This is a genomic window from Nocardia sp. NPDC005746 (assembly GCF_040630785.1).
In the GTDB taxonomy this organism is placed as follows: domain Bacteria; phylum Actinomycetota; class Actinomycetes; order Mycobacteriales; family Mycobacteriaceae; genus Nocardia.
Map to the genome: position 1 here is coordinate 63,597 of NZ_JBEXYE010000025.1, position 26,123 is coordinate 89,719.

Here is a 26,123-nt window from a genome sequence, read left to right on the forward strand (position 1 = left end):
CGTGAGTAACATACGTCGCTGCGGCAGCTCGTGCACAGAGGCGCGGGGCGGGGACGTGAGAGGACGTTCGCAAGATGCTGAAACGGTTGGATCGCATACTGAGCTACGAGATGAAGGTGTCCGAATTCCTCGGGACGCTGATCATTCTGGCCATTCCCTACGGGCTGGTGGGGGTGGTGTGGACACTCACCCACACCGCACATCTGAAGCAGTTGCACGGCCTCGACGTGATCATCTCGTTCCTCGGATCGATCGTGTGCTGGCCGGTGCTCACCTTCTCGAATGTGTGCATGACGTAGATGATGGTTCTGGTCTGGCTCATCGACATCCTGGTAATCGGGATCAAGATTCTCGGTGGGCGTATGCGAGTGAATCCCGTTCTGCGCGCCGGCCTGTGGGTGGCCGTGCTGTGCACCGTGGCCGCCGGTCTCTCGGTGGCCGGGTATCTGCTGATGCTGTTGCAGCGCTACCTCGAGGACATGGCCTGATGACGACACTCGAAAAACCTTCCGGCGCACCGGAACCCTCCGAACTGGAGCGGATCGGCCGGAGCGCCCGACAGTTGTGGCGCGATCATCCGCAGCGGTCCCTGGAAACCCTGGGGCGACAGGTCGATCTGGGCCGGGACGCGCTGCGTCAGCTGGTGGTGTCGATCCTGTCGCGGCGGTTCCCGTACCGCGAGTTCATCAAACAGTGCGCGTTCATGACGAGCGTGTCGGCCGCGCCGACGGTGCTGGTGGCCATCCCGATCGCGGTGGTGGTGTCGATCCAGGTGGGCGCGTTGGTGAATCAGGTCGGCGCGACCACCTTCATCGGCGCGGTGGCCGGGCTCGGCATCATCCGCCAGGGCGCGCCGCTGGTCACCTCGCTCATGATCGCCGGCGCGGTCGGCTCGGCCATCACCGCCGACCTGGGCTCGCGCACGATCCGCGAGGAGATCGACGCCATGATGGTGATGGGCGTCGACCCGGTGCGGCGGCTGGTCGCGCCGCGACTGGCGGCGGCGGTGCTGGTGAGCATGCTGCTGTGCGGCTTCATCGTGTTCGTGGGCTTCGCGACGGCCTACATGTTCAACGTCTACGCCCAGTCGGGGACGCCGGGCTCGTTCATCGGTTCGTTCGCGTCCTTCGCGGTGGCCGACGACCTGGTGGTCGCGGTGCTCAAGGCGGCCATCTTCGGGCTGCTCACCGCGGTGATCGCCTGCGATATCGGCCTGCACGCGCACGGCGGCCCGGGCGGGGTGGCCAATGCGGTGAACTCGGCGGTGGTGAGCTCGGCGCTGATGCTGTTCGCCACCAATATCGCGCTCACCCAGCTCTACAACACGCTGTTGCCGACGAAGGTGGTGTGAGATGGGCAGTTCCTACACTCCCCCGGCGCTCAAACCCGTGCGCCTGGCCGCGAACGTGGTGTCGGTGCCGGTGCAGGCCAATCAGCGACTGGGCCATCAGGTCATCACCTTCTTCCAGGCCCTGATCGCGATTCCGTTCGTGCTCGAGCACTATCGCCAGGAGGTGCTGCGCCTGACCGCCGACGTCGGCTGGGGCAACGGCTCACTGGTGGTGGGCGGCGGCACCATCGGCGTGGTGGTGGCGCTGTGCGGGTTCGGCGGGATCACCGTCGGCATGGAGTCGTTCACGGCGTTGAACCTGCTCACCATGAGCCCGCTCACCGGCGCGATCTCCGGTTTCGCGACCACCCGCGAGCTGGCCCCGATCATCGCGACCCTGGCGTTCGCGATCCAAGCCGGGTGCCGGTTCACCGCGCAGCTGGGCGCCATGCGCATCTCCGAGGAGATCGACGCGCTGGAATCCATTGCCATCCGCCCGCTTCCATACCTGATCAGCACCCGCATGATCGCCTCGACGCTGACCATCGTCCCGCTCTACAGCGTGGGCCTGGCGGTGGCGTACCTGGCGACCAAGCTGTCGGTGCTGATCCTGGGTGGTACCACCGCCGGCACCTACGACCACTATTTCTTCCAGTTCCTGCTGGGACCGGACATGTTCTGGTCGCTGCTCAAGGTCATGGTGTTCGTGATGATCTCGACGTTCATCCAGTGCTACTACGGCTTCGTCGCCACCGGCGGGCCCGAGGGCGTCGGGGTGGCGGCCGGACGCGCCATCAAGATGGTCATCGTCGTCATGGTCTTCGTCAATCTCTTTCTGACCCTTGCGATCTGGGGCATCGACCCCGGATTCCGCATCTCGGGATAGGTGTATCGATGATTCTCGATCCCAGCGGGCGGGGCCCCACGGCCCGCCACCTCACGCTGGCCGGACTCGCGCTGCTCACCACGGTCGCGCTGCTGCTGTATCTGCTGGCCCTGCGCTACAACGGCCGCTTCGAGGACAAGGTCCCGGTCACCGCGGCGCTCACCAGCACCGGCGACGGGCTGCCCGCCCACGCCGACGTGAAGTTCCGCGGCATGATCGTCGGCCGCGTCGAGGACGTCACCGTGGTGGCCAAGGGCGAGCGGCAGGAAGCCGCCATCGCACTGAGACCGGTGGTGGCGAACACGATTCCGGCGAATGTGGCGGCGCGGGTGATCCCGAACAATATCTTCGGGGTGACCGCGGTCGAACTGGTCGACACCACACCCACCAAGGACACGCTGCGCGCGGGCGCGACCATTCCGGAGGACACCAGCACCGCGACGGTCCAATTGCAGAGCACCCTCAATGTGCTGCGCACCGTGCTGAACAATATTCAGCCCGAGAAGCTGGGCCGGGTGCTGTCGACGCTGGCGGCGGCGCTGGATCCGTCGGCCCGGGTCCCCGGGTCCACGGTGGAGCGGCTCGACCGCTGGGTCACCGAGGTGCGCGGGATCGAGGGCGTCGGCGACCTGCTCGGCAATCTGGGCCGGGCGGCGACCGCGTTGAGCGAGTCCGCCCCGGATCTGGTGGGGACCCTGGCCAAGTCGGTGACCACCGCGCGCACCCTCACCGAGCAGCGGGCGGCGCTGGTCGGTCTGCTGACCAATGGGGGCAGCGCGGTGGACACGGTGAACGGACTCTTCGCCCGTAATCCCGATTCCGGCAAGTTCCTGGTGTCGGGCCTGAATCAGCTCTTCGGCAGCCTGGCCCAGGACCCGCAGGCCATCCCGTTCGCCATCGCCAATCTCAATACCGCCCTGCAGCGGTTGCAGGGCGTCTTCACCTTCGGGCCCAAGAAGCAGATGGTGTGGCGGATGGACGTGTCGTTCACGCCGTTCCAGCAGTACACGGCGGCGGACTGCCCGCACTACGGGGAGCTCGCGGGACCGCGCTGCGGTGGGTCGACGGTGCCGGATACCGCTCCGGCGCAACAGTTCCCCCAGCAGCAGCTGCCCACCTGGCTCAATGCCGCCGGGCCCGCGCCGACACCGGCGGCCACACCCGCGATTCCGGGTCTGCCTGCCCTTCCGGGTCTTCCGTCGATTCCGGGACTGCCCGCGATTCCCGGGCTGACGGCGCCGGCCAGCGCGACCCAGCCCGCACCCGCGGCCGTTCAGCCGGCCGGATTGCGCGGCAGCGACGCGGTCGCCGCGATCGTCGGCCACCGGCCGGACGCGGCTCAGCTGCTGTTGCTGACTCCTCTGCTCGCGGGCGGCGACCTGGTCCCGGCCGAGACGGGAGGCGTGTCGTGAAGTCCGGAAAAGCCTTGGCGGGCTTCGGCCTGTTCGCCGCTGTCGCGGTCCTGCTCACCTACACGATGTGGTCCACCCTGCAACGTTCGGTGCCCGGCTCCACCAACTCCTACTCCGCCGTGTTCTCCGACGTCCTGGGCCTGCGGGTCGGCGACGACATCCGGATGGCGGGCGTGCGGGTCGGCCGGGTCGACAAGATCGATTTCACCGATGGCTACCGCGCCCGGGTCGACTTCCGCATCGGGGCCGAGCAGCATCCGACGACCTCGATGAAAGCGCTGGTGCGCTACCAGAACCTGATCGGGCAACGCTATATCGCGTTGCTGCCGGGCAAGGAGGCGGGCGCACCGCTGCCCGCGGGCGGTCAGATCCCGCTCGACCGGACCGAGCCGTCCTTCGACGTCTCGTCCCTGCTGTCGGGCTTCGAGCCGCTGTTCAGCGTGCTGCAACCCGATCAGGTGAACTCGCTGTCGGAGACCCTGATCCAGGCGTTGCAAGGCAATGGCGTCTCGTTGAGCGCCCTGGTGACGCAGGCCGCGCAGCTGGCCGGGACCTTCGGGCAGCGCGACGAGATCCTGGGCCAGGTGGTCGGCAATCTCAGCAGCGTCATCTCCGGCCTGGCCCACCGCAGCAATGAGCTCGAAACCCTGATCACCCAGGCGCGAGCGCTCACCGATGCGCTGTACGCGCAGGGCGGCACGCTGAAATCGTCCGTGGAACGCGTTGCGACGGCGACGGATTCACTGGTGGGCATCCTGGCCCAGGTGAAGCCCGGCGCGGCCCGCGCGCAGACCGACGCCAGTGCCGGTGTCGCGTTGCTCCTGCTCAATGGCGCGTCGCTGGACAAAGCGGCCGTCGAGCTGCCCGACGTCCTCAATGGTGTCGCGCGGTTCAGCAGCTACGGCGCCTACGGCAACGCGTACCTGTGCAGCCTGGACGTCTCCTTGTGGGGCGTGCTGCTGCCACCGGGCCTGTTCAACCAGATCGGCGGCCAATCACATTCGGAGGTGTGCCGATGAGGCGGCTTCGCTACCCGGGCTTCCTGGCCAACCGGCCGCTGCGACTGGGTCTGTTCGCGTCGGGATTCGTGGTGGCGCTGCTGGCCGGGTCCACCCTGATCGAGCAGGCGCACGTGGGCGACAAGACCATTCACGCCGAGTTCGCCCAGGCCGCCGGGTTGCGGCCGGGCGCGACGGTGGATGTCTCCGGCATCGAGGTCGGTCAGGTCGGCGCCGTGAGGCTGGACAACGGCAAGGTGCTGGTGGACATGAAGGTGCGGCGCGAGATCAAGCTCGGTGACGATGCCCGCGCCGCCATCAAGATGTCCACCATCCTGGGCCGCCTGCACGTCGAGCTCACCCCCGGCAGCGGACGGACCCTGCTCGGCGACCGGATCAAGCTCGACCACACCTCGGTGCCCTACAACCTGGGCAAGGTGGTGCAGGATCCGCAGTACAAGAACGCCTTCGAACGCGTCGAGAAGCTGGATCCGCAGAAGCTGCGCAATGCCCTGGACCTGGTGGACCAGCAGATGGGCAACTCCCCCGAGCTGACCGTGCAGGCGCTCGACAGCGTGGGCACGCTCGCCAAGGTGATCAATGACCGCCGCGACGAGGTGGACACCCTCTTGAAGGGCATGGACACCGTCTCGCAGCTGGCCTCGGACAACCAGAACAGCGTGCTCATGCTGCTGACCCGCGGCGAGGCCATCGGCAGCGCGGTCCAGAAGCGGCACACGCTGCTCGAGCAGCTGCTCGACAATGTGGCCTCGCTGTCGAAGCTGTTGCAGCAGATGGGGCTCGAGAACAACAACCAACTCGGTCCGCTCATCACCGACCTGAACACCATGTCGGAGGGCCTGGACAAGAACAAGGACAACCTGGCCCGGCTGTACCAGATCATGCCGGTGACCTTGCGGCAGTTCAACAATGTGCTCGGCGACGGGCCATACGGAAACGTGTACGCGCCGTGGCTGTTCCCGGACAACTGGTTGTGCTTCGCGCAGGCCGTGCAGGGGTGCAAGTGATGCAATTTCGCAGACCATTCCGGCTGGCCGCGGTGTGCGGCGCGCTGCTGCTCACCTCGGCGTGCGGGCTGCTGCCCGACTCGATCGGCTCGCTGCCCACCGAGTATCTGGGCGCGCGCATGAAGGTCACCGCGGATTTCGAGAGCGTCGCGGGCCTGTACGCGGGCAATGAGGTGGCGGTGCTGGGGGTTCCGATCGGGACCGTCGAAACCGTCACGCCCAAGGGCAGTTACGTCCAGGTCACCATGTCGCTGGATGAGGACGTCAAGATTCCCGCGGATGCCATTGCGGCGCTGGTGAATCCACAGTTGATCACGAATCGTCACGTGGAGTTGGCTCCGGCCTACACCGGTGACGGTCCGACCCTTGCCGACGGCGCCTATATTCCGTTGCAGCGCACCCGCGTTCCGGTCGAGCTGGATCGGATCCTGGCCACCTTCTCCCAGCTCGGCGATGCGCTCAAAGGTGACAACACCACCGGGCCGATGGCCAGCCGGGTGTTGTTCCCGCTGCTCAACGGCAATGGCGACAAGCTGCGCCAGACCCTGGACCAGCTGTCGGGCGCGTTCGAAGTGACCTTCGCCAACAAGGACCAGATCTCCAACACCATCGTCAAACTCAATGACATCACCCAGGTGATCGCCGCCAACGATCAGACGGTGCGCGACTTCAGCGGCCGGCTCACCGAACTGGTGAACCTGATGGGCGAGCAAGCCCCCGGCATCGACGCGGTGCTCCGCCAGCTCGACGACTTCGTCACCAATACCGCGACCCTGGTGGGGCAGAACAAGGATCAGCTGGCCGGGGCGCTGACCCGCTTCGTGGCCATCACCGATCAGATGCGCGCCAATGCCCGCAGCCTCACCGAGATCGTGGACGTCGGACCGCTCATGTTCCAGAACCTGGCCAACGCCACCAGCACCGAACATCAGGCGCTGCGGCTGCACGGCCTGCTGGACAAGTCGGTGCTCGACGGCGAGATCCTGTCGACCTTCTGCGAGCGCATCCAGATGCGGCTGGACGGCTGCCGCACCGGCAAGGTGGCCGACTTCGGACCCGACTTCGGCATCACCGCCGCACTACTGGGGATCACGAACCTGAAATGACACTACGCACAACGGCTCTCGGCGGTGTCCTGACCGCCGCCACGCTGCTCACCGCCACCGGGTGCGCGGTCACCGTGGACAGCCTCCCCATGCCCAAACCCGGTCTGGGCGCACCCGGTTACACCGTGCACGCGTCCTTCGCCGACGCGCTGAACCTGCCCGACCACGCGCACGTCAAGATCGGCGGCACCGATATCGGGGTGGTCACGAAGATCGAGACCACCAACTTCCTGGCCGACGTGCGCATGCTGATCCGCGAGGACATCCGGCTGCCGCGCGGCACGACGGTCGAACTGCGCCAGGCCACCCCGCTCGGCGACATGTTCGTGGCCATGACGCTGCCGTCGGCCGCCGACGCCGGAGACCCACTGCGCGACGGCGACACCATCGGCACCGACCACACCGCGGCGGGCGCCTCGGTGGAGCAGCTCATGATGTCGATCTCGCTGCTGCTCAACGGCGGCGGCATCAATCAGGCCGCCAAGATCACCGGCGAGATGAACTCCATGTTCGGCGGACGCGCGCCCGAACTCTCGCATCTGATCACCGAGATGACCGCCGCCATCGGCGCGCTCAACGCCCGCACCGGCGATATCGACTCCGTCCTCGGCGGGATGAACTCGCTCTCGGGTGAGTTGGCCCGGCGCAAGGAGCAACTCGGCGCGGCCGCGGACACCTTCCCGGCGCTGATCGGGCTGCTGACGGAGAACAATCAGCAGATCGTGGACCTGCTGGCCAAGGTAGCGACCACCACCGACGCTCTCGGTGATTTCGCCACCACCACCGGCGGCGATTTCGTCGGGCTGTTCAACAGCATTCAGGCCCTGATGTCCGGCTTCGCGCAGAGCGATCAGCTGACCGGAACACTGGACGGGCTGCACGCCATCTATCCATCGCTGATGGCCAGCCTGCGCGGGCCCGCCCTCGCGGTGGCGGCGACGGTGTCGTACCTGAGCGTCGGCGCGCTGACCGATCCACACGGTAGCCGGTGGCCGGAACTCGGTGACGCCGGGCAGTTCATCGGCAGCCTGACGCAGGTACTGGAGAAGGTGTTCGGGCGGCTCACCAGCCCGCCGCGACCGCCCGGCATGCAGCCGGGTCAGCCCGAGACCCAGCCCGCGCAGCCGGAACAGGGAGGGGATCGATGAATCCGCCACTGTGGAACTGGGTGGTACAGCGCCGGATCGCCATCGCCAATCTCGGTCTGATCGTGGTGCTGATCCTCGGGTCGGGCTATATCGGCGGCTATGTGCTGCGGTTCGATCCGATTCCGCACACCTACGACGTGACCGTGGAACTGGTGTCCTCGGGCGGGTTGCTGCCCGGCAATGACGTGACGTTCCGGGGCAGCCGGGTCGGCAAGGTCCGCGACGTGCGCGTCGCCGGAGACGGGGTGGCCGCGGTCGCCGAGATCGACGACAGTGCCCGGATTCCGCTGGGCGGGACCGTGGCGGTCGGGCGGCTCTCGGCGGCCGGGGAACAGTATCTCGACTTCCGGCCCGACTCCGACACCGGGCCCTACCTGCACGACGGGTCACTCGTCGAGCGGGCCCGCACCAGCGTGCCGGTGCAGATCCAGTCGGTGTTCAGCAATCTCGGGGACCTGGTCGGCGGCATGAACCCGGATCGGCTCACCGTGATCGTCGACGAGCTGGACAAAGCTCTCGCCGGCGGGCCGGATCGGTTGCGCAACATGATCTCCGGGCTGAGCCGGGCCATGGCGGGCCTCACCGACCTGCTGCCGCAGACCCGGCAGCTGATCGAGAATCTCGAAGTCATCGCGGGCACCACCCAGCACGCGCAGCCCGACCTGGGCACCCTGACCAAGGCGGGCAGCGTGCTGTTCGACCAGTTCGCCTCCGCCGACCAGGAATTGCGCACACTGCTCCGGCAGGGGCCCGGCCAGCTGGCCACCCTCAACGGGTTCATCTCCGAAACCCAGGACCCCATCACGAATCTGGTGACCAACTTCGTGGCCGTCACCCGCGCCGCCAAGCTGCGCGCACCCGCCATCGCCGCGCTCTTCCCCGCCCTGCGCGCCGGATCGCAGGCGCTCGGCGTGCCCGCCCACGACGGCGCGTACAACACCCTGATCGATCCGTGGCCCCGGCCCAGCTGCGACTACCAGACCATCCCGGTGGTGCCGACCGATATCCAGGCCGACAACCGGGTGCGGCTCTACAACTACTGCGTCACCAGCGATCCGGCCCTGCAGGTCCGCGGGTCGGCCAACGCGCCGCGACCCGACGTGCCCGACAACGGGGCCACCACACCGCCGGGGGCCACCGGCAACGAAATGTCCCAGCCTGTCCCCCGTTAGGAGACTTCCCATGAGCGACAACATCATCGAGCAGCACCCGGACGAGACCCCCGACCCCGAGGCGACCCCGGCCGCGCCCGTCGATGTCGACAAGACCGACACCGCGGCCGTCGAGATCACGGAACCCGCCACCGCCGCCCCGAAATCGACCGGGCACACGTGGAAGTCACGCCTGCGCACGACCTCGCTGCCCGCCCTGGGCCCGCGCGGCCGCATCGCCGCCTGCGCCGCGGTGGTGTTCGCACTGGCGGCGTCGATCGGGTCCAGCATCGTGCTCTACCGGCACGATGCCGAACAGAAGGATCTGCTCGCCGCCCAGGAACAGGCCCGGGCCGCGGCCTGCGCGTACGCGCCGATACTGGCCACCTACGACGCCAAGAACCTCGACGCCTACTTCACCGGCGTCCTCGACGGCGCGACCGGGGAGTGGCGCAAGCAATTCGACGCCACCAGCAAGGATCTGCGCGACGTGCTCACCCAGGGCCAGGTCGTGTCCAAGGCCACCGACGTGCAGTGCGCGGTCCGCAATACCGAACGCGACTCCGCCGAGGCCATCGTGGTGATCGGCCAGACCATCACCAGCCTCGGCACCCAGGGCAAGCCCGCCCCCGGTCAGCTGTCGATGGTGATGCGGCTGCAACGGTCCGGCGACCGGTGGCTGGTGAACAAGGTGAATTCGCCGCTGGCGCAACAGCCGCAGTCGTGAACCGGGCGAGGACGCCCGCCCCCGAACCGGGTGCGCGGGCGGTTCGGCGACGGCCGAAGAACCGGCGCGCCCAGATCGCGGCGGTATCGGCCGCGGAATTCGCGGCGCAGGGCTACCACAGGGTGAGCATGGACGACATCGCCGCCCGCCTCGGCATCACCTCCACCGCGCTGTACCGGCACTATCCGAGCAAGTACGCGCTGTTCGCGGGTGAGCTGCTGCGGCTGGGCGAGGTGACGGTGGCGGCGGTGAGCCTGCCCGAGGTGGCGGCGGGCTGGCCCGCGCGGCGGCGGCTCGGGTACGGGATCGACGGCATCATCGCGGAGACCATCGTGAACCGGACGACGGTCGGGCTGGCCCGGTGGGAGCACCGCTACCTCGACGACCCCGACAAGCGCACGGTGGACCAGCATTTCAGCACCGCCCTCACCGACCTCAGCGCCCTCATCGACGCGGTCCGGCCCGGCCTGTCCGCCCGTGAACTGCGGGTGCGGGCCATCGGGGTCTTCAGCACGGTGAGCTGCCTCGGCGACCACCGGGTCGTACTCGCCTCCAAAACCCTTGCCGTCCTGCTGAATACGGCCTGCTGGGCGATCATCGCCGCCGACCTGCCCGAGCCCGCCCAGCCGCCCCCCGCCCCGCGCGCGGTGGAGACGCCGCTCTCGCTCAAACATGAACTACTGCTGGCGCGGGCGGTGCGGCTGTTCTACGAGCGCGGCTATCCGAATGTCAGCGTCGAGGACATCGCGATCGCCGCGGGCCTGCCCTCCACCTCCGCGGTCTACCGCTACTACCGCGGCAAGGGCGATCTGCTCGAGGCCGCCTTCCGCCGGGCCGCCGACCGCATGTCGGCCGTCATCGCCCCCACCCTGGCCGAATCCTCCGGCCCCGCGGAGGCTTTGGCCAAGCTCATCGACATGTACGTGGCCGGGGCCTTCGACGAACGCGAACTGCTCTTCGTGTACTTCGCCGAATTCGGCCACGTCCCCGACGACGAGCGCGCGACCCTGCGCGTGGTGCAGCGCATGGTGGTCACCGAATGGGCGGCCCTGCTCACCCGCGTCCGCCCCGGCCTCACCCCCGCCGAGGCGGCCGTCCTGGTGCACGCCGCCCTCGGCCTGGTGGTGGACTACGCCCGCGTCTTCGGCGACGACGAGCGAATCTATCCGCGCCAGTGGGTGATTCGCCTCATGGAGGCCGTCCTGTTCGGCCCGGCCGAGGTCCGGACTACGCCGGAGTGACGATCTGGATCAGATTGCCGCAGGTGTCGTCGAACACCGCGGTGGTCACCGGGCCCGCCTCCACCGGTTGCTGGGTGAACCTCACCCCGAGCCCGCTCAATCGCTCGAATTCGGCCCGCACATCCGCGACCTGGAAGGAGGCCGCGGGAATTCCGTCACCGACGAGCGCGTCCTTGTACGGCTTCACCGCCGGATGCCCGTCGGGCTCGAGCAACAATTCCGCCCCCTGCGGGTCCTCCGGCGACACCACGGTCAGCCATCGGGCCGCGCCCAGCGGAATGTCGTGCTTCTTCTCGAAGCCGAGCACCCCGCTGTAGAAGTCGAGCGCCTTCTGCTGGTCGTCCACGAAAACACTGGTGATGTAGATCCGCATGGCTCCTACCCTTCCTGTGCGCCGGCCGCGTGGCGACCGGATTCGTGAGAGTCCCTCGTCCGGCTAGTTGGCGACGTGCTCGCCGTCGCACCACTGCTCGGCCGGAACGGCCGCCTTGACCTGGTCGATGTGGTCGCCACACCCTGCCCAGGTGATCTTGCCGCAGGTCTGGCAGGGGGTCGGTTGACACATGGGTGCTCCTCGGGCCGATCGGATGGGTTCGGGTGGATGGTATCGGGTTCGCGGCCCGGTTCGTGTTGCCGGGCCCGGCCGTGACCACACCCTCCAGGATACCCCCTGGGGTATGCTACGGTGGTTGATATACCCGGTGGGGTATCTATGAAGCAGTCGAAGGAGTAGGCATGTCCGCACCGCACGAGACCACGCAGGCGTCGCCGCACGGAAAGGCCGTGCTCAACGAGCTGTCGCCGTTGCACCGGGAGCTGCGGCGCGCGATTCCCGAGGTGTACAAGGGTTTCGGCGAGCTCAGCAAGGCGGCATTCGCGCCGGGCGCGCTGGATCGCAAGACCAAGGAGTTGATCGCGCTGGCCATCGGCGTCGTCGAGGGCTGCGACGGGTGCATCGCCTCGCACGGTCAGGCGGCCGCGCGGGCCGGGGCGACCAAGCAGGAGGCCGCCGAGGCGATCGGCGTGACGTTCCTGATGCACGGTGGTCCGGCCACGATCCACGGCGCTCGCGCCTACGAGGCGTTCTGCGAATTCGCCGACGCCATCGCATCCGGCGAAGCGCCCGCCTGAGAACCCGGAGGACTCTCGAATGTGTCGAGCGACGCGGTGCCGGACCTGCGGCAAGACCACCTGGACCGGATGCGGGGCGCACATCGCCCAGGTGCGCGCCCGGGTTCCGGCCGATCAATGGTGCGCGGGGCACGAGCAGGCCGCCGAGGGCGGCTGGATTCGGCGGATCCTCGGCCGGTGACGGTACCGGCATACCGGCGATGACGCCGCCGTTCCGGTGACGACAGTGCGGTACCGGCCCGCGATCCCCTCCGCCACGGGCCGGTACGACCGATCGGGCCTTCAGGCCGGCTGGCGCGCCAGGCGCGGAATACCTTCTCCCGCAACCCGATCCAGCGCCGCGGTGCGGCCGTGACCAGGAGCAGCAGGACGAGGATCGGTCCTGCTATCCCACTGCCGGCACCGCGAGTCCTACGCCTGACCCTCGCCCGGGCTCCGCAGCCCGATGAAGATCTGCATGCGCCCGGGATAGGCCGTGCTGTTGACAGTGAACAGCTGCCCGACGATCCGAACCGTCGTACCGTCGCCGTCGCGCAACCAGATGACCGGGCGGGCGCGCTCGTAGCGGGCGGTGGTGTCCGACCAGAGTTCCAGGAACAGCGGGAACCGGCCCAGCTCCTGCAACAGGTCGTCGAACCAGCCGGTGTCGCCGTACTGGGCGATATAGCCGTGCAGCCACTGGATCGAGATCCGGAGCTCCCGCTCCCATTCGACCAGCGCGTGCCGCGCGCGGGGATCATCGAGCATCCAGCGCAGCAGATTGCCGCCCTCGGTCAGTCCCGGGAACCCCGCGGCGAAGCTGTCGTTCCACATCAGGATGTTCAGGCGGGTGTCGACGTAAGCGGCCAGGTGCGGCTCGTACAAGGCCAGGGCCTGCGGAATTCCGCGCCCGAGATCGGCGCGCAGGTCATCGGTCGAGGGCTGCTCCACGGGACCGAGTCCGGCCAGATCCGATAATTGCCGGAATTCCTCCGGGGCCAGTGCCGTCAGGCGATCGAGATAGCGCATCAACGCCGTCACCACTTCCCGGGTGGGCCGCTCGCGTTCGCCCTTCTCCAGGTGATTCACATAACTGGCGCTGACCCCCGAATTGAATGCCAGCCGCTCCCGCGACACGCCGCGCGCATCCCGTAGCCGTCGTAAGACCGACCCGAACGTGGGCGCATTGGGAAGCCCGTCCCCCGCCACCTCGGTATCGAACTCCTCCATCGCCGCCTCTCCCACGCGCGAACCGTCCGGTGTGCTGATTCTTCCATTCCCCCCCCCAATCGGGGTGTGCCCCAGGGGAAAGTGGGCGATACTAGACGAATCGGGCGTGATCGGATGGCGGGGAGCCGGCTCGCACTCCAGGGTCGGCGGATGAGGCCACGCGGATTCGCGCTCACCGAAGGAGCTGTGCCCCATGGTTTCCGAGCGAATCGTCCTTCCCGACTTCCACATGCCGTATCCGCCGGAAGGAACCAATCCCAGAGCCAGAGCCGCCGAATCCAAGATGTGGGAATGGCTGGTCAACCTGGATCTCGTTCCCGAGGAGTTGTCCCGACGCAGAGTGGCGGGTTCCCGCCCGGTCGAGATGTATTCGATGTGGTGCCCCGACGCCGACGTCGAATCGCTCGCACTGCTCGCCGAATTCACGGCGTGGGCGTTTATCGTGGACGACCAGTTCGATATCGAAATGCCCGACCCGCGAAGATGTTTGGCCACCATTCAACGCCTGGAGACGGGCTTTCACCTCGACGGCACACCATCCGGTGTGCTGGCGACCGGCTTCCAGGACCTGTGGCGCAGACTGTGCCGCGGCCGCTCGCCGCAGTGGCAACGCGCGGTGCGCGCCGAGATCGTGGAGTGGTGGTGGAGCTACTACACCGAGAGCGTCCGCACCATCACCCGTGACCTGCCGAAACTCGACGAATACCGCACCCACCGGCAGATCTCGGTCGCCATCTATATGCTGCTGGATCTGAGCGAGATCACCTACGGGATCGATCTACCCGACACGGTCCGGCAGCTGCCCGCCATGAAGACCCTGCGCGCGGCGGTCACCGAGCACATGGGGTTGATCAACGACGTGCATTCCCTGCCCGCGGACGAGGCGGTCGGTTACGCCTACAACGCGGTGCTGCTGGCCGAATATCACCTCGGCTGCACCAGGACTCACGCCCTGCGCGTGGTCAACGAGATGCTGACCGAGTGCATTCTACGGATCGGCCGGATGGAGGAAGCACTGGCCGAGGAACTCGACGTGCTCGGCGTCACGGGGCAGGCCCGCACCGACACCCTGCACACTCTGGAGGATTACCGCCGGTACGTGCGCGCGAACTTCGACTTCCACTACCGCGCACCGCGTTACACCAGCCCGCCGATCGAGGCGCTGGCACACGGGCAGCTGCTGTCCTAGTCCGCGGCCGGACGGCTCTCGCGCCGGGCGCCGGAGGCGTCGAAGGCGTACTGGGAGCGGAATTCGCCAGGCGTCATACCGGTTTCGAGCTGGAACGCGCGGTAGAAGTGCCGGTCGGAGGCGAAACCCGAGGCGGCTGCGATGGAGTTGAGGGAACGGGTCGGCTCCGACCGCAGCTGCCGCCGGGCGTGCTCGATGCGCATGCGCCGAATCAGCGCGCCCGGGCCGCCGAGCCCTTCGCACATGCGGAACAGGGTGCGCCGGGACACCAGGCAGGCCTTGGCGATCTCGTCGACGGTGAGGTCGGGATCGGTGAACCGTTTTCGTAGGTAGGCCATCATCTGCTGGCGGGTGTAGAGCGAATCCGAGGGCGCCGGTGAGGCTTTCCCGACCGCGAGCAACAGCGCCGAGGCCAGCATGCCGGTGGTTTGCCCGTCGAAGGCGAGGTTCGCGCGCTCGGCTTCCTCATTGGTCAGTTCGGCCACGTCGCGGAAGAAGCGGGTGACCACGCCCATGGCCCCGTCGGCGGGAATCGGCACAGCGAACGGCAACTCGTCGCGCGCCAGCCCGGCGTAGTCGAGCACCGGCTGCAACGGCGCGCGCAGCAGCGTCGACATCGCGTTGTCGGTGGTGCGGCTGAGCAGCGGCTGCGCGCTGTCATAGAAGGCGATGGACCCGGCCACCGATTCCGCGGTCCGCCCCTGCTGCTCTGTCCAATTCGTCCCTTCCAGCACGATATTGGCGAGCAGGAACTCCCCTTGCGACCGCGAGACCATCCGCTGCGTCCGGTTCACCTGCTGTGCGCTGGCTCGCATGAGCGCGACCGACACTCGATCGAACTGGGTGCTGGTGATCTTGCCGTTCCAGCACCCGTCGTGTAGCGGCGATATCGCTGAGGGCACGATGGCATCCGCCATCAGTGCTTCCCACTGTTCGAAGGCATCACGCGGTTTCAGCGTCGAGGACGAGCGCACCTCGACTGTCACGGAGGCGGTTTGCTCCACGTCCGCATCTTCCCACCGCATGTGCCTGCGCGGGACGGGATTCTGAGGAATAGCGAGGCCCGGAGTCGTTCGATCACCGCCGATCAGAGCTGGAACGCAAGGGTTTCGGTAGGTGCGGGGTCGTCAGGACGACACCGGATGCCGTCGCCACCCGTTCGAGCGCCTCGAGGTCCTTCTCGATGACGCCGTACAGCAGATAGGCGAGCACGAAACCGAGGATGCCGCCGACGCACAGGATCCGCACCGCCCAGATGATGGACTCGATATCCACCCCGGGCAGGAACGTGACCCCGGTGACGCCGACCAGCGGCACCGCGGCCGCCACGGTCAGATAGAAGCCGGTGCGCCCGGCGAGCCGGTGCAGGTGGTCGATATCGGCGGCGTCGGACCGTCCGTGTTCCAGGAACACCGGGTACAGGCACCGCACCACGTACCAGGTGAGCCCGAAGTACGGATACGACACGGCCATCGCGCCGCACACCACGACCGACAGCAGGAAGTGCACGTAGGTGGCGTACGGTACGCCCCCGGCGATCAGGTTCAGCAGGACCGGGAACACGATTCCGCCGAGCACCCAGAACACGAAGGCGATCCACACCACCCGCGGGCCGAGCCGGAGCGCGTCGATGCGGGCGCGGGTGAGCGTCTCATCGGTGAAGTCCCAGCCGATGCGCAGGCCGACCAGAACCAGGACGAGGCGGCGCGCGGCGAAGAGAATCAGGACCGCGGCGACCACGATGGCAAGCGGATACAGCACCAGCGCAACGTATTCGAAGGTGTGCCGGGCCTGCGGCGTGAGCTTCCCGACGATCAGTGTCCTGCTGTAGTAGTAGTTGTATCCGACCGCGATCAGGTTCGGTATGGCGATCGCCAGCGCGAGGATCGGGATCGCCCACAGTGGTGCGGTCGGCAGCCACCGGCGCTGTGGCGCGTCCACCAGCTCCCGGGCCCGGGGGTCGAGGCACAGTTCGAACTGCTGAGCCAACTCCGCGCCATTGGCCCAGCGGTCCTCCCGTTCCGGCGCCAGGCAGGTCAGCAGCACGCGGCGCAGCGAGGGCGGAGTGTCCGCGGGGAGGTCGTCGAGGAATTCCGGTGCGATCGAGCGGCGACGCACCTCGAGCAGTTGCTCGACCGCGGCCTGTGAGTCCTTCGCCTCGAGCGTGGGAAACGGCCGCCGCCCGGTCAGCAGCTCCCACAGCACGATGCCCAGCGAATAGATGTCGCTGCGCGTGTCCAGGTTCTCGACGGTGCCGGACAGAGCCGGGTGGCTGGCCGCGAGATGCTCCGGCGACATGTAGGCCAGGGAACCACCGAAGTACGCGACCGGGCTGCTGCCGGCGACGTGGTCGCTGGCGCTGATATTGAAGTCGGCCAGTTTCGGGACACCATCGGCGGTGAGCAGCACATTCGCCGGTTTGAGGTCGCGATGCAGGACACCGCGCTCCTCGGCGTAGTCCAGGGCCTCGGCGAGCCTGCGGCCGAGCCAGGCCACCACCTCCGGCCACGACAACGCGGCGATCTCGTCGCGCACCCGGGCGCCCGAGGTTCGCAGCTCGCCCTTCTGTTCCAGCGCCGCGTCGGCGGCATCGAGCAGCAGTTGTCCGCCGCGTTGTTCCGGCGGGGTCTCGCGAACGCGGGTCAGAACCGCCGACAGCGTGCCGCCGGGCAGGTACTGCATATACATGAGTTTCAGCGCGCGGTCCGGCAGTACCCGCTGGTCGTAGACGCGCACGATGTATTCGTGGTCCAGCTGGGCCAGCGTCTGCGGTTCGGTGCCGTGGTCGGTGGAGACCTTCACCGCGACGAGTCGCTGCATCGAGAGTTGCCGTGCCAGAAAGACTCTCGCGAACGCGCCGCGGCCCAGTTCCAGTAGGAGATCGAAGTCGTCGATGCGGTCGCCGGGTTCGAGTTCCTCACCCGCGACCGGCGGGCCGGTCCGGTCGACGAGGGTGCTCTCGTACGGGTCGTCCGGCCGCAGGATCGCGTCGATCCGGTCGGCGTACGCGGGATAGTCCCGCGCGTATTCGGCGACATCGATCCGGACGCCGGCGCGGCGCAGAATATGGAACTCCTCGTAGAGCAATTGCCGCGGCATCGGGCCCGACGCCAGTTCCGGAAACCGGGCGCGATATTCGGCGAGCCGCTTCGGATGCTCGTAGCGCAGCCATCGGTATTTCAGATCCACCTTGACCAGTGCGATCAGGGAGGCCCGGCGGGCGGTGTCACCGGTCAGCGCGAATTTCGCCAGATCGGGAGGCAGGCCACCGGATTCCCATGCGGCCGTGAACTCCTCGACCGCGTCGACGAGCCGCAGCAGAGTACTCGCGGCACGATCGGCCAGCGGATCGAATACCGCGGTTGCGTTCGCGTTCGGCTCGCTCATGGCGGTCACTCCGGGGTGAAACTCCGAGGCGTCTTACCCAGACCACGGTATCCGGATTTCCGGACATCCACGAGATCAGGACTGTTCCGCCACCCAGGCGGCGATCTGTGCGCGGGAGGTGAACCCCAGTTTGACCAGGATGTGCTCGACGTGACCCTGCGCGGTGCGCTGGGAGATCACCAGGCGGGACGCGATCGCCCGGTTCGTCAGGCCTTCCGCGACGAGCTCGGCGACCTGGCGTTCCCGTTTGGTCAGCACCTGCGGGGCGGTCTCGCCGGCCGGGGACGGTTCGTCGAGCGCGAGTCGTACGGCGGAGTCGAGGCTCATGGCGGAGCCTTCCTGGCGGGCCCGGTCGAAGGCGCGCGGGCCGAGCGCCTCGCGGCTGCCGCGCATGCAGTCGGCGCGGTAGGTGAGCAGGTCGCGGACCATGAGGGTCGCGGTTCCGGCGAGACGACCCAGCTTGTCGGCCGCGCCCATGAGGACGGCCGCGCGGCGCGGCTCGTTCCGATCGGCGGCGATCCAAGCCAGGGTCTCCAGGCAGCCCGCGGCCACCAGCGGCTCGGTGATCAGGGCGGACAGCCGGACGCCCTCCTCCAGCAGACGCTTGGCGCGGTCGACGTCGCCGGCTCGCCAGACCGCGAAGCCCGCGGCGAACAAGGCCCAGGACCGGTAGATCGATTCGCCGGCGCTCGACGTCATGGCGAGCGTCTTCTCGTGGCAGGCGACGGCCCGCGCGGCGTCACCGCCGAGGGCGTAGGCCCAGCCGAGGGACAGTTGCGCGTCGATTTGCATACCGAGTTCGCCGCATGCCTCGTACTTGCGGATCGCGTCGGTCAGCAGGGCGGCCGCGTCGGACTCGCCGACATTGCCGCGGGCCAGCGCCGCATTGGCGTCGACGTGGTCGACCAGGGCCGCGACCAGCGGGTCCGGGGTCTGTTCGGCGAGGATGCGGAGCTCGTCGAATCGTTTGTTCGCGGTCGCCAGGTCACCGGTCAAACCCACGATCGTGCCGGCGGCGAACAGTGCCCGGGCGCGATCGGTGATGCGACCGCCGGGGTGGCCGAGGGCCCGCTCGTACCAGCGGTAGCCTTCGTGGAGCCGCCCACGCAGACCCCAGAACAGGTACAGGTCGGTGACCATCCCGAGCCCGCCTTCGGTGGACTCGGACAGGCTGTACTCCAAGGCTTTTCGAAGATTCGGCAGTTCCCGTTCGAGCCGGGCGACCCAGTCGAGCTGACGCGGGCCGATCATCTCGGCGTTCGCCTCGCGGACCAGTCCCTCGCACCAATCCCGGTGGCGCCGATGCAGATCCGGGTACAGGCCGGATTCCTCGGCCTGCTCGCGCCCGAATTCCTGCACGGTCTCGAACATCCGGAAGCGCACCGCCCCGTCGGTTTCCTGTCGGACCAGGATGGACTTGTCGACCAGCGCGGACAGGGTATCGAGAACCTGGTATTCGGGCAGGTGACCGGCACACACCTGCTCGACCGCGTCGAGTTCGAAGCCGCCGGTGAACACCGACAGGCAGGCCCACAACCGCTTCTCGTCCGGGGTGCACAGGTCGTAACTCCAGTTGATGGAGTACCACAGGGTCTGCTGCCGCCTCGGGGTTCCCCGGCCACCGCGGGACAGCAGGGCGTACCGGTCGCTGAGGCGGGTGCGGATCTGCTCGACCGACATGGTGCGCAGGCGCGCGGCGGCCAGCTCGATCGCCAGCGGCAAGCCGTCGAGGCGGGCACAGATCTGGGCGATCGCGGGCTGATTCGCGTCGGTCATCTCGAAGCCCGGCAGTGCCGCGGCGGCGCGCTCGACGAACAGCGCCACGGCGTGCGAGTGCGCCGACGCGCGTTCCTTGCTCGACTCGGGAACGGTCAGCGGCGGAAGCGGATACACGGCTTCACCGCCGATGCCGAGGGCCTCACGGCTGGTGGCCAGGATGCGCACGTTCGGGCAGACCCGCAGCAGTGCCTCCGACAGCTTGGCGGCCGCGTCGATCACATGCTCGCAATTGTCGAGGACCAGCAGCAGATCGTGCGGCGCCAGCGCCTCCACCAGGGTGTCGAGCACGGATATGACGCCCTGGCTTCGGATTCCGAGGACGGCGGCCACCACATCGGGCAGCAGGGCGTCGTCGTGCAACTCCCCCAGCTCCACCAGCCACGCGCCGTTCGGGAACTTCTGCCGGGACTTGTGCGCGACTCGCAGTGCGAGCCTGGACTTTCCGACGCCGCCGATCCCGGTCAGGGTCACCAGGCGGGAACCGGCCAGCAGGTTGACGACCTCCGACAGCTGGGTGCGGCGATCGACGAAGCTGGTCAGTTCGAGCGGCAGATTGCCGGTCCCGTCGTGCAAGCCGTCACTGTGCAGACGCGGAACTCCCTGCGATGCGATCATTTCCGATCCTGTGAGCGATTCGGATTCGGCGCCCGGCTCGTCGCGCACCGCCATGTCGTCGACCGGGAAGCCGCGTTCGAGCTGTATCCGGCGCAGCTGGTCGCCCAGGGCCGCCGCGGTCGGACGGTCGCGCGGGTCGCGCGACATGGCCGCTTCGAGCACCGCGCGGACGTCCCAGGGGATCCCGATCTCACAGAGTTCGGGATTCGCGGGGGTGGCGATCCGCACGGGCTGGGTCGCGTGCTCATCATCGGGCTGCTCGGTGGTGACGCGGCGGGTGAGCGCGCAGAGCAGGGTGGCTCCCAGTCCGTAGACGTCCGAGCCGCGGCTGGGAGCCTGGCCGTCGAGCACTTCGGGCGCGGTGACGTCCGGCGAATTGGCGACGTCGGCGATGCCGAAGTCGGTCAGCACGGGCTCGTCGTAGTCGGTGAGCAGGATGTTCGCGGGCCGGATATCGCGGTGAACGACTCCGGCGCGATGCGCGGATTCGAGCGCCCCCGCGATCCGCACCCCGATGTGCAGGGCGTCGGGCAGCGACAGCGGGCCGTCGACGTGGAGCCGTTCGCCCAGCGATCCCCGCGGGAAATATGGCATGACCAGGTAGGGACGGCCGCCGCCGGTCTCGCCGACCTCGAGCATGCTGACGATGTTCGGATGCCCGGTGAGACGTCCCAGCGCGCGCTGCTCGCGGAAGAACCGTTCCCGGTCCTCGTCCAGGTCACCGGTGAGAACCTTGACCGCCACATCCCGTTCGGCGGCGACCTGCGTGCAGCGGTAGACGATTCCGAGTCCGCCGCGCCCGATCTCGTGCGCGCCTTCGAATCCGGCAGCGCTCAGCTCCGTGACGACGTCGGAACCGGCATCACGCTGCACTTCGAATGGATCGGCTTGGACCATCGGTAACTCGCAAATCGCCAGCAGCGGGCACCAATCAGCTTATCTCCCCCGCACGTGCGCGGCGGAAATAGGTATATGCCCGGCAGAACGACCGTCGTGCGCAGGTATTCCCCCGACCGACGCTGTGTTCACCGCCGAGCGACCGCACGGCATCGAAATTCTCAGGAGAACCACCATGGCTACCGGACACCGTTCCCCTTCCCGGACCGCCCGCCGTCTCGCCGCTTGCGCCCTGGCCGCCGCATCGCTGTCGATCGTGGCAACCGCCCAGGCCTCGGCACTCGTCCCGGACGCTTCGGCGCGGACCCTGCCCGCAGCCGTCAACCTCTCGGCCACGACGAAGATCACGCCGACCGCCGCCTCGAACGACCTCGACGGCTGGATCCGTGAAGCCCTGGGCATCATGGCCGCCCACGGCATTCCCGGCAGCTACGAGGGCATCCACCGCAATGTCATGCGCGAATCGGGCGGCGACCCCGGCGCCATCAACCTCTGGGACTCCAACGCCGCGGCGGGCATCCCGTCCAAGGGCCTGCTCCAGGTGATCGATCCGACCTTCGAGGCCTACCACGTCGACGGCACCTCCTGGGACATCTACGATCCGGTCGCCAACATCGCCGCGGCCTGCAACTACGCCGCAGCCCGCTACGGCTCGATGGACAACGTCGACTCGGCGTACTGACCACTCGATTCGCTCCACCCGCTCGGGCGGTGATCCACTCCTCGGATCACCAGCCCGGCCGGAGCATTCCGGGATGCGCGTCCCGGACGGTTCCCAGCTCGATCCCGAACTCCAACAAGGCTTTCGCCCCGCTCAACATCCAGGTGAAGCCCCCGGTCGAGTCCGCCGCGTAAGCGACCATCTCCTCGACCGTCCCCATCACACCGGTCTCGTTGACCGTCATCCGGGTCATCCCCTCCCCCCAGGGCTCGAACCCGAACTCGACCGTGGTTGCGTTCCAATCGAACACGATCCGCTGATCCGCGACCACCTCGGTCACCCGCACCTCACTCGAGACGCCGTACATCTCCCAGGTCCAGGTCAATTCCGCGCCCGCCACCACCGGCCCACTGCTCTTCGTGAACCAGAACCTGGACGTCACCTCCGGATCGACGAACGCGTGAAAGACCTCCGCGCACGGCCTCCGGATCAGAATCTCGGTATCGGCAACGGGAATCATCAAGCCTCCTACACGGTCGCCTGCCCCCTCCGTACCTCGCTCACCCTAGGCACGACCCGGTTCCGGTGGTCGAGCCGGGTGCTCGCCTCCATCCCACTGCCCTGGGCAGCACTCTCGATCCGCCCGATCGCGGGCATAGCCCCGCGCCGGTCCGCCACTCCGACCTGAACTCGAGCACATCCTGGTGTCGGCGCCCGACCCCGAACCGCCCCAAAGCCGCCCCGGGAACCCGCGTCCGAATCATGATGGGACACACCACGTTCGCAGTCGGCGGGAGATCCACACATCATGTCGGTGAAAGCCATATCGGCGAGCGTGACGGCCGTGCTCGCCGCACTCGCTCTGACCGGGTGCGGCTCGAGCAGCAGCGCATCCGACCAACCGAGCACCACGATCGTGTCCACGACCACCCAGCCCCTGTCGACCACACCGGGGTCGTCGCTGTCCCCGGCCGCCGCTGGAGCACGACGCTCGGCATGCGTCGGCATGCACGCGGTGCTCGCCCTGGCCGCCAGAAGCCACGCCGGGGACCCGCGATGGTCGTTGCAGCAGGCCGGCGACGAACTCCTGACCAGCTGGCTCACCAGCCCGGACGCCGCGGCCGCGACACCGGACGAGAACGCCGGCTTCACCGCCGGAGCGGGCGACGCCATCGCTCTGATCTCGCGCGGCCAGGGCTACGATCAGTGCCCATGAACCCGCCCAGCCCGCGCGCGGCATGCGCTCAGGAGGGTGCGCCCGACAGGACCTCGACCTCCCCGGTATCGAGGGAGTAGTAGGCGCCCACCACCGCCATCCGGCCCTCTCCCACCATCGGCGCCAGATCCGCGTTGCCACGCAACCGATCAGCGACCAGCCGCACCTGGGCCCGCGCCATGGCATCGGGACGATCCTGGTCGCTGACGCGCACCTGCTCGTAGGCCGGGCGCAAAGCGAGCGCTATCTCCTGCAGATTGCCCGGCAGCGCCTTGCCCGTACGCAAGGCCTCCTCCGCGGCGATGACCGCACCGCACCGCTGGTGCCCGAGCACCACGATCAACGGCGTGCCACCGGTGAGCGGCCCGTACTCGGCGGACGCCTCCACCAGTGGCCCCATCACCTGCGCACCGGTCCGCAGCACGAACAGATCGCCGAGACCGACATCGAAGAGCAGTTCCGGGGGCACCCGAGAATCGATGCAGGACAACACGACACAGTACGGGTTCTGCTTCATGGCAAGGAGTTCTCGCCGATCCGGATCGCGGTCGGGATGATCGAGATTGCCCTTGACCCAGCGCCCGTTTCCCGCCATCAGTCGCGACCACGCCGCCGCGGGAGTCGACGGCGCCGGAGCCTCGGGCGAGGCCGACGCGATCGGGGTCGATGTTTGCCCCTCCGACCGAGACGAGTCCGAACACGCGGCCAACGACCCAGCCGCGAGCATCACTCCACCCGCCAGCACCCCCCGACGCGACAGACCCTCGTGAGCCGAACCCATAGGCATCCACCTCCGGTCGACATCGCGAGACAGCTATCAACGAGTTACTGTACGCGCGATTCCGTCGCCCCCCGCGGAAGATCGTGAAATGTCTTGCGCTCGAGTCTGTTCGGCGGCGCTCGCACCCATCCCGGCTCGGACATTTTCACGGTCGCGACCCGCGCGCCCATGCGGTCAGCGATCGCAGCACCGGTCGACTCATGACCGCGTAGTCGGATCGGCCACGCTTCAATCATCATTTCAATCACTGATTGAAACAGTGATTGAAGACATGATTTACTGCCCGTATGACAGAGAACACTCGACGGCTGGATCGAGCATGAGTAGGCGTGTGGCGGGCAAAGTGGCCCTCATCAGTGGTGGCGCGCGCGGAATGGGCGCCGCGCACGCGCGTGCTCTGGTCGAGCACGGGGCCAGGGTGGTGATAGGCGATCTGCTGGATTCCGAAGGTGAAGCGCTGGCGGCCGAGTTGGGTGCGGCGGCGCGTTTCGTTCACCTCGACGTGACCGACGCCGAGCAGTGGAAACAGGCGGTCGACATGGCGGGCGAGGAGTTCGGCTCGCTGAGCGTCCTGGTGAACAATGCCGGAATCGTCAACGGCAACACCATTGCCGACTTCGACCCGGCGGCCTGGCGGCAGATCGTCGACATCAACTTGACCGGCACCTTCTTCGGAATCCAGGCGGCGACGACGGCGATGACGACGGCCGGCGGCGGTTCGATCATCAACATTTCCTCGGTGGAGGGTCTGCGTGGGAGCGTCGGATTGCACGGCTACACCGCCACCAAGTTCGCGGTGCGCGGTCTGACCAAGTCGGCCGCACTGGAGCTGGCGCAGCACAATATTCGCGTCAATTCGGTGCATCCCGGCATGGTGCGCACACCGATGACCGAGGGCATTCCCGAGGACTTTCTGCAGATCCCGCTCGGCCGTGCCGCCACCGCCGAGGAGGTCGCGAATCTCATCGTGTACCTGGCGAGCGACGAGTCCAGCTACACGACCGGCGCGGAGCACGTCATCGACGGTGGCCTGATCGTCGGCGTGCCCCACAAGACGTTCGGATGACGCACGCACTACCGATTCGAGGATTTGATTCATGACCAACGCCGTTGATCTCCAGAAGCTCGCCACGCAGGTGACCGCAGAGCTGACCGGCCCGGGAGGTCCGTTCGAAATAACCGTCGAGCAGGTGCTGGGTGCACCGCAGCCGGTCTTCAAGCACCGCCGAGGATCACTGTTGGAGCTGTTGGAGGCCTCCCGTGACCTCGGCGAACTCGACTACCTCGTGTCCGCGCGCACCCGCTACACCTTCGCCGAGCACCACGCCGCCGCCGGCGCGCTGGCCGCCGCGCTGGCCGAGCGCTACGGCGTCGGCAAGGGCGACCGGATCGGCATCCTGGCCGCCAACACCCCCGAATGGGTGGTCACCTTCTGGGCCGCCCAGCGGTTGGGCGCGATCCCGGTCGGCTACAACGCGTGGTGGGCGCCGCGCGAGATCGAGTACGGCTTAACGCATTCCACCCCGAAGGTGGTGATCGCCGACGCCAAGCGCGCGGCGGTCGTGGCGGAGACCGGCACCGAAATCCCTTTGCTCACCATGGAAGTCGACCTGCCCGCACTGATCGCCGAATTCGAGCCAGGCAATCCGGCCGCCGAGGTGGCCGAGGACGATCCGGCGATCATCCTCTACACCTCCGGCACCACCGGCCGCCCCAAGGGCGTGGTGCACACCCAACGCAACCTCGTCGCGGTCGCCGACTACCACCGCTTCACCGACGCGCTGGCCGCCGGCTTCCGCGGCCAGGCTTGGGACGGTTCCCCGGCCGGCCGCCGACATCTGGCGACCATGCCACTGTTCCACATCGCCAGCCTGCATAACATCGCGATCCCGCGCCTCACCACGGGTGACGCGATCATCTTCCCGACCGCGGGCGAGTACGATGCCGAATCGCTGCTGCGGCTGGTCGAGACAGAGCAGGTCACCAACTGGGCGGCCGTACCGACGCTGGCCAGTCGCATTCTGGGCGTGGACATTTCACGCTATGACCTGTCCTCGTTGGCGGCGTTGTCACTCAACTCCGCCCCTTCGTCCCCATCGCTCGTGCAGCGACTGCGTGAACGCTTCCCCGTCGCATTGCAGGGCCTGACCACCAGCTACGGCTGCACCGAGTCCGGCACCGCCGCGACCGTGGCGACCCCGCCGGAACTGGCCGCCGACAACGAGACCGTG

At 67.9% G+C, this 26,123-nt stretch carries 27 protein-coding genes; 19 read left to right on the forward strand and 8 right to left on the reverse strand.

What is annotated here, in order from left to right:
* The first annotated feature begins 74 nt into the window (after window positions 1-74).
* The 12 genes from ABZ412_RS32165 to ABZ412_RS32220 are packed head-to-tail and all read left to right on the forward strand — an operon-like array spanning window position 75 to window position 11,027.
* Complete coding sequence (locus ABZ412_RS32165; RefSeq protein WP_357287836.1) at window positions 75-299, forward strand: hypothetical protein; 225 nt, start codon at window positions 75-77, stop codon at window positions 297-299.
* Entirely contained in the window at window positions 300-488 is a 189-nt protein-coding gene (locus tag ABZ412_RS32170; protein ID WP_357287839.1) for a hypothetical protein, read from the forward strand.
* Window positions 488-1,351: an ABC transporter permease gene (locus ABZ412_RS32175; RefSeq protein ID WP_357287842.1), complete on the forward strand. Its 864-nt coding sequence runs from the start codon at window positions 488-490 to the stop codon at window positions 1,349-1,351. The genes ABZ412_RS32170 and ABZ412_RS32175 overlap by 1 nt, the downstream gene beginning before the upstream one ends.
* A 1-nt stretch (window position 1,352) precedes the next feature.
* Window positions 1,353-2,216 carry an ABC transporter permease gene (locus ABZ412_RS32180; RefSeq protein WP_357287845.1) on the forward strand — a complete coding sequence of 288 codons (864 nt, stop codon included), beginning with the start codon at window positions 1,353-1,355 and terminating at the stop codon, window positions 2,214-2,216.
* A gap of 8 nt (window positions 2,217-2,224) precedes the next feature.
* Window positions 2,225-3,628, forward strand: coding sequence for an MCE family protein (locus tag ABZ412_RS32185; protein WP_357287847.1), 1,404 nt, complete (start codon window positions 2,225-2,227; stop codon window positions 3,626-3,628).
* Window positions 3,625-4,647, forward strand: coding sequence for an MlaD family protein (locus ABZ412_RS32190; protein WP_357287849.1), 1,023 nt, complete (start codon window positions 3,625-3,627; stop codon window positions 4,645-4,647). Before ABZ412_RS32185 ends, ABZ412_RS32190 begins: the two co-directional genes overlap by 4 nt.
* Window positions 4,644-5,654, forward strand: a complete 1,011-nt coding sequence (locus tag ABZ412_RS32195; protein ID WP_357287852.1) for an MlaD family protein — start codon at window positions 4,644-4,646, stop codon at window positions 5,652-5,654. Before ABZ412_RS32190 ends, ABZ412_RS32195 begins: the two co-directional genes overlap by 4 nt.
* Complete coding sequence (locus ABZ412_RS32200) at window positions 5,654-6,760, forward strand: MCE family protein (RefSeq protein WP_357287855.1); 1,107 nt, start codon at window positions 5,654-5,656, stop codon at window positions 6,758-6,760. Before ABZ412_RS32195 ends, ABZ412_RS32200 begins: the two co-directional genes overlap by 1 nt.
* Window positions 6,757-7,908, forward strand: a complete 1,152-nt coding sequence (locus ABZ412_RS32205; protein ID WP_357287858.1) for an MCE family protein — start codon at window positions 6,757-6,759, stop codon at window positions 7,906-7,908. The genes ABZ412_RS32200 and ABZ412_RS32205 overlap by 4 nt, the downstream gene beginning before the upstream one ends.
* The gene (locus ABZ412_RS32210; RefSeq protein WP_357287861.1) at window positions 7,905-9,080 is read left to right on the forward strand and encodes an MCE family protein; all 1,176 of its coding nucleotides are present in this window, start codon (window positions 7,905-7,907) and stop codon (window positions 9,078-9,080) included. Before ABZ412_RS32205 ends, ABZ412_RS32210 begins: the two co-directional genes overlap by 4 nt.
* A 10-nt stretch (window positions 9,081-9,090) precedes the next feature.
* The gene (locus ABZ412_RS32215; protein ID WP_357287864.1) at window positions 9,091-9,786 is read left to right on the forward strand and encodes a hypothetical protein; all 696 of its coding nucleotides are present in this window, start codon (window positions 9,091-9,093) and stop codon (window positions 9,784-9,786) included.
* On the forward strand, window positions 9,783-11,027 hold the full coding sequence (locus tag ABZ412_RS32220) for a TetR/AcrR family transcriptional regulator (protein ID WP_357287867.1): 1,245 nt from the start codon (window positions 9,783-9,785) through the stop codon (window positions 11,025-11,027). Before ABZ412_RS32215 ends, ABZ412_RS32220 begins: the two co-directional genes overlap by 4 nt.
* Here ABZ412_RS32220 and ABZ412_RS32225 read toward each other — a convergent pair.
* Window positions 11,014-11,400: a VOC family protein gene (locus ABZ412_RS32225; RefSeq protein ID WP_357287869.1), complete on the reverse strand. Its 387-nt coding sequence runs from the start codon at window positions 11,398-11,400 to the stop codon at window positions 11,014-11,016. The genes ABZ412_RS32220 and ABZ412_RS32225 overlap by 14 nt on opposite strands.
* Window positions 11,401-11,463: 63 nt before the next feature.
* Window positions 11,464-11,592: a hypothetical protein gene (locus tag ABZ412_RS32230; RefSeq protein WP_357287872.1), complete on the reverse strand. Its 129-nt coding sequence runs from the start codon at window positions 11,590-11,592 to the stop codon at window positions 11,464-11,466.
* A gap of 170 nt (window positions 11,593-11,762) precedes the next feature.
* On the opposite strand from ABZ412_RS32230, the gene ABZ412_RS32235 reads away from it, so the two are divergent.
* Window positions 11,763-12,158 (forward strand): carboxymuconolactone decarboxylase family protein, encoded by a 396-nt coding sequence (locus ABZ412_RS32235; RefSeq protein ID WP_357287875.1) that lies wholly within the window; start codon window positions 11,763-11,765, stop codon window positions 12,156-12,158.
* Window positions 12,159-12,177: 19 nt separating this feature from the next.
* On the forward strand, window positions 12,178-12,339 hold the full coding sequence (locus tag ABZ412_RS32240; RefSeq protein ID WP_357287878.1) for a hypothetical protein: 162 nt from the start codon (window positions 12,178-12,180) through the stop codon (window positions 12,337-12,339).
* Between the two features lie 230 nt (window positions 12,340-12,569).
* Here ABZ412_RS32240 and ABZ412_RS32245 read toward each other — a convergent pair whose 3' ends face one another.
* Window positions 12,570-13,367, reverse strand: a complete 798-nt coding sequence (locus ABZ412_RS32245) for a helix-turn-helix domain-containing protein (RefSeq protein WP_357287880.1) — start codon at window positions 13,365-13,367, stop codon at window positions 12,570-12,572.
* 193 nt (window positions 13,368-13,560) lie between these two features.
* Here ABZ412_RS32245 and ABZ412_RS32250 point away from each other — a divergent pair, with 193 nt between their 5' ends.
* A complete protein-coding gene (locus ABZ412_RS32250; protein ID WP_357287883.1) occupies window positions 13,561-14,556 on the forward strand; it encodes a hypothetical protein in 996 nt (331 codons plus the stop codon).
* Here the strand turns inward: ABZ412_RS32250 and ABZ412_RS32255 are convergent.
* The 3 genes from ABZ412_RS32255 to ABZ412_RS32265 all read right to left on the reverse strand — a co-directional run bounded on the left by ABZ412_RS32255 (window position 14,553) and on the right by ABZ412_RS32265 (window position 21,210).
* On the reverse strand, window positions 14,553-15,560 hold the full coding sequence (locus ABZ412_RS32255) for an AraC family transcriptional regulator (protein ID WP_357287886.1): 1,008 nt from the start codon (window positions 15,558-15,560) through the stop codon (window positions 14,553-14,555). The two genes, ABZ412_RS32250 and ABZ412_RS32255, sit on opposite strands and share 4 nt — an antisense overlap.
* Before the next feature lie 73 nt (window positions 15,561-15,633).
* Entirely contained in the window at window positions 15,634-17,943 is a 2,310-nt protein-coding gene (locus ABZ412_RS32260; protein WP_357287888.1) for a serine/threonine-protein kinase, read from the reverse strand.
* 75 nt (window positions 17,944-18,018) lie between these two features.
* Window positions 18,019-21,210: a protein kinase gene (locus ABZ412_RS32265; protein WP_357287891.1), complete on the reverse strand. Its 3,192-nt coding sequence runs from the start codon at window positions 21,208-21,210 to the stop codon at window positions 18,019-18,021.
* Window positions 21,211-21,409: 199 nt separating this feature from the next.
* On the opposite strand from ABZ412_RS32265, the gene ABZ412_RS32270 reads away from it, so the two are divergent.
* Window positions 21,410-21,916 (forward strand): transglycosylase SLT domain-containing protein, encoded by a 507-nt coding sequence (locus tag ABZ412_RS32270; RefSeq protein WP_357287893.1) that lies wholly within the window; start codon window positions 21,410-21,412, stop codon window positions 21,914-21,916.
* A 46-nt stretch (window positions 21,917-21,962) separates the two neighbouring features.
* Here the strand turns inward: ABZ412_RS32270 and ABZ412_RS32275 are convergent, their stop codons facing one another.
* A complete protein-coding gene (locus tag ABZ412_RS32275) occupies window positions 21,963-22,415 on the reverse strand; it encodes an SRPBCC family protein (protein WP_357287896.1) in 453 nt (150 codons plus the stop codon).
* 288 nt (window positions 22,416-22,703) lie between these two features.
* Here ABZ412_RS32275 and ABZ412_RS32280 point away from each other — a divergent pair, with 288 nt between their 5' ends.
* Window positions 22,704-23,111 (forward strand): hypothetical protein, encoded by a 408-nt coding sequence (locus ABZ412_RS32280; RefSeq protein WP_357287899.1) that lies wholly within the window; start codon window positions 22,704-22,706, stop codon window positions 23,109-23,111.
* A 28-nt stretch (window positions 23,112-23,139) separates the two neighbouring features.
* Here the strand turns inward: ABZ412_RS32280 and ABZ412_RS32285 are convergent, their stop codons facing one another.
* Window positions 23,140-23,706: a carbonic anhydrase gene (locus ABZ412_RS32285; RefSeq protein WP_357287902.1), complete on the reverse strand. Its 567-nt coding sequence runs from the start codon at window positions 23,704-23,706 to the stop codon at window positions 23,140-23,142.
* A 505-nt stretch (window positions 23,707-24,211) separates the two neighbouring features.
* On the opposite strand from ABZ412_RS32285, the gene ABZ412_RS32290 reads away from it, so the two are divergent.
* Together ABZ412_RS32290 and ABZ412_RS32295 are read left to right on the forward strand one after the other, a co-directional pair.
* On the forward strand, window positions 24,212-24,958 hold the full coding sequence (locus ABZ412_RS32290; protein WP_357287905.1) for a glucose 1-dehydrogenase: 747 nt from the start codon (window positions 24,212-24,214) through the stop codon (window positions 24,956-24,958).
* Window positions 24,959-24,989: 31 nt separating this feature from the next.
* On the forward strand, window positions 24,990-26,123 hold a 1,134-nt coding region (locus ABZ412_RS32295; protein WP_357287908.1), incomplete at its 3' end, for a class I adenylate-forming enzyme family protein.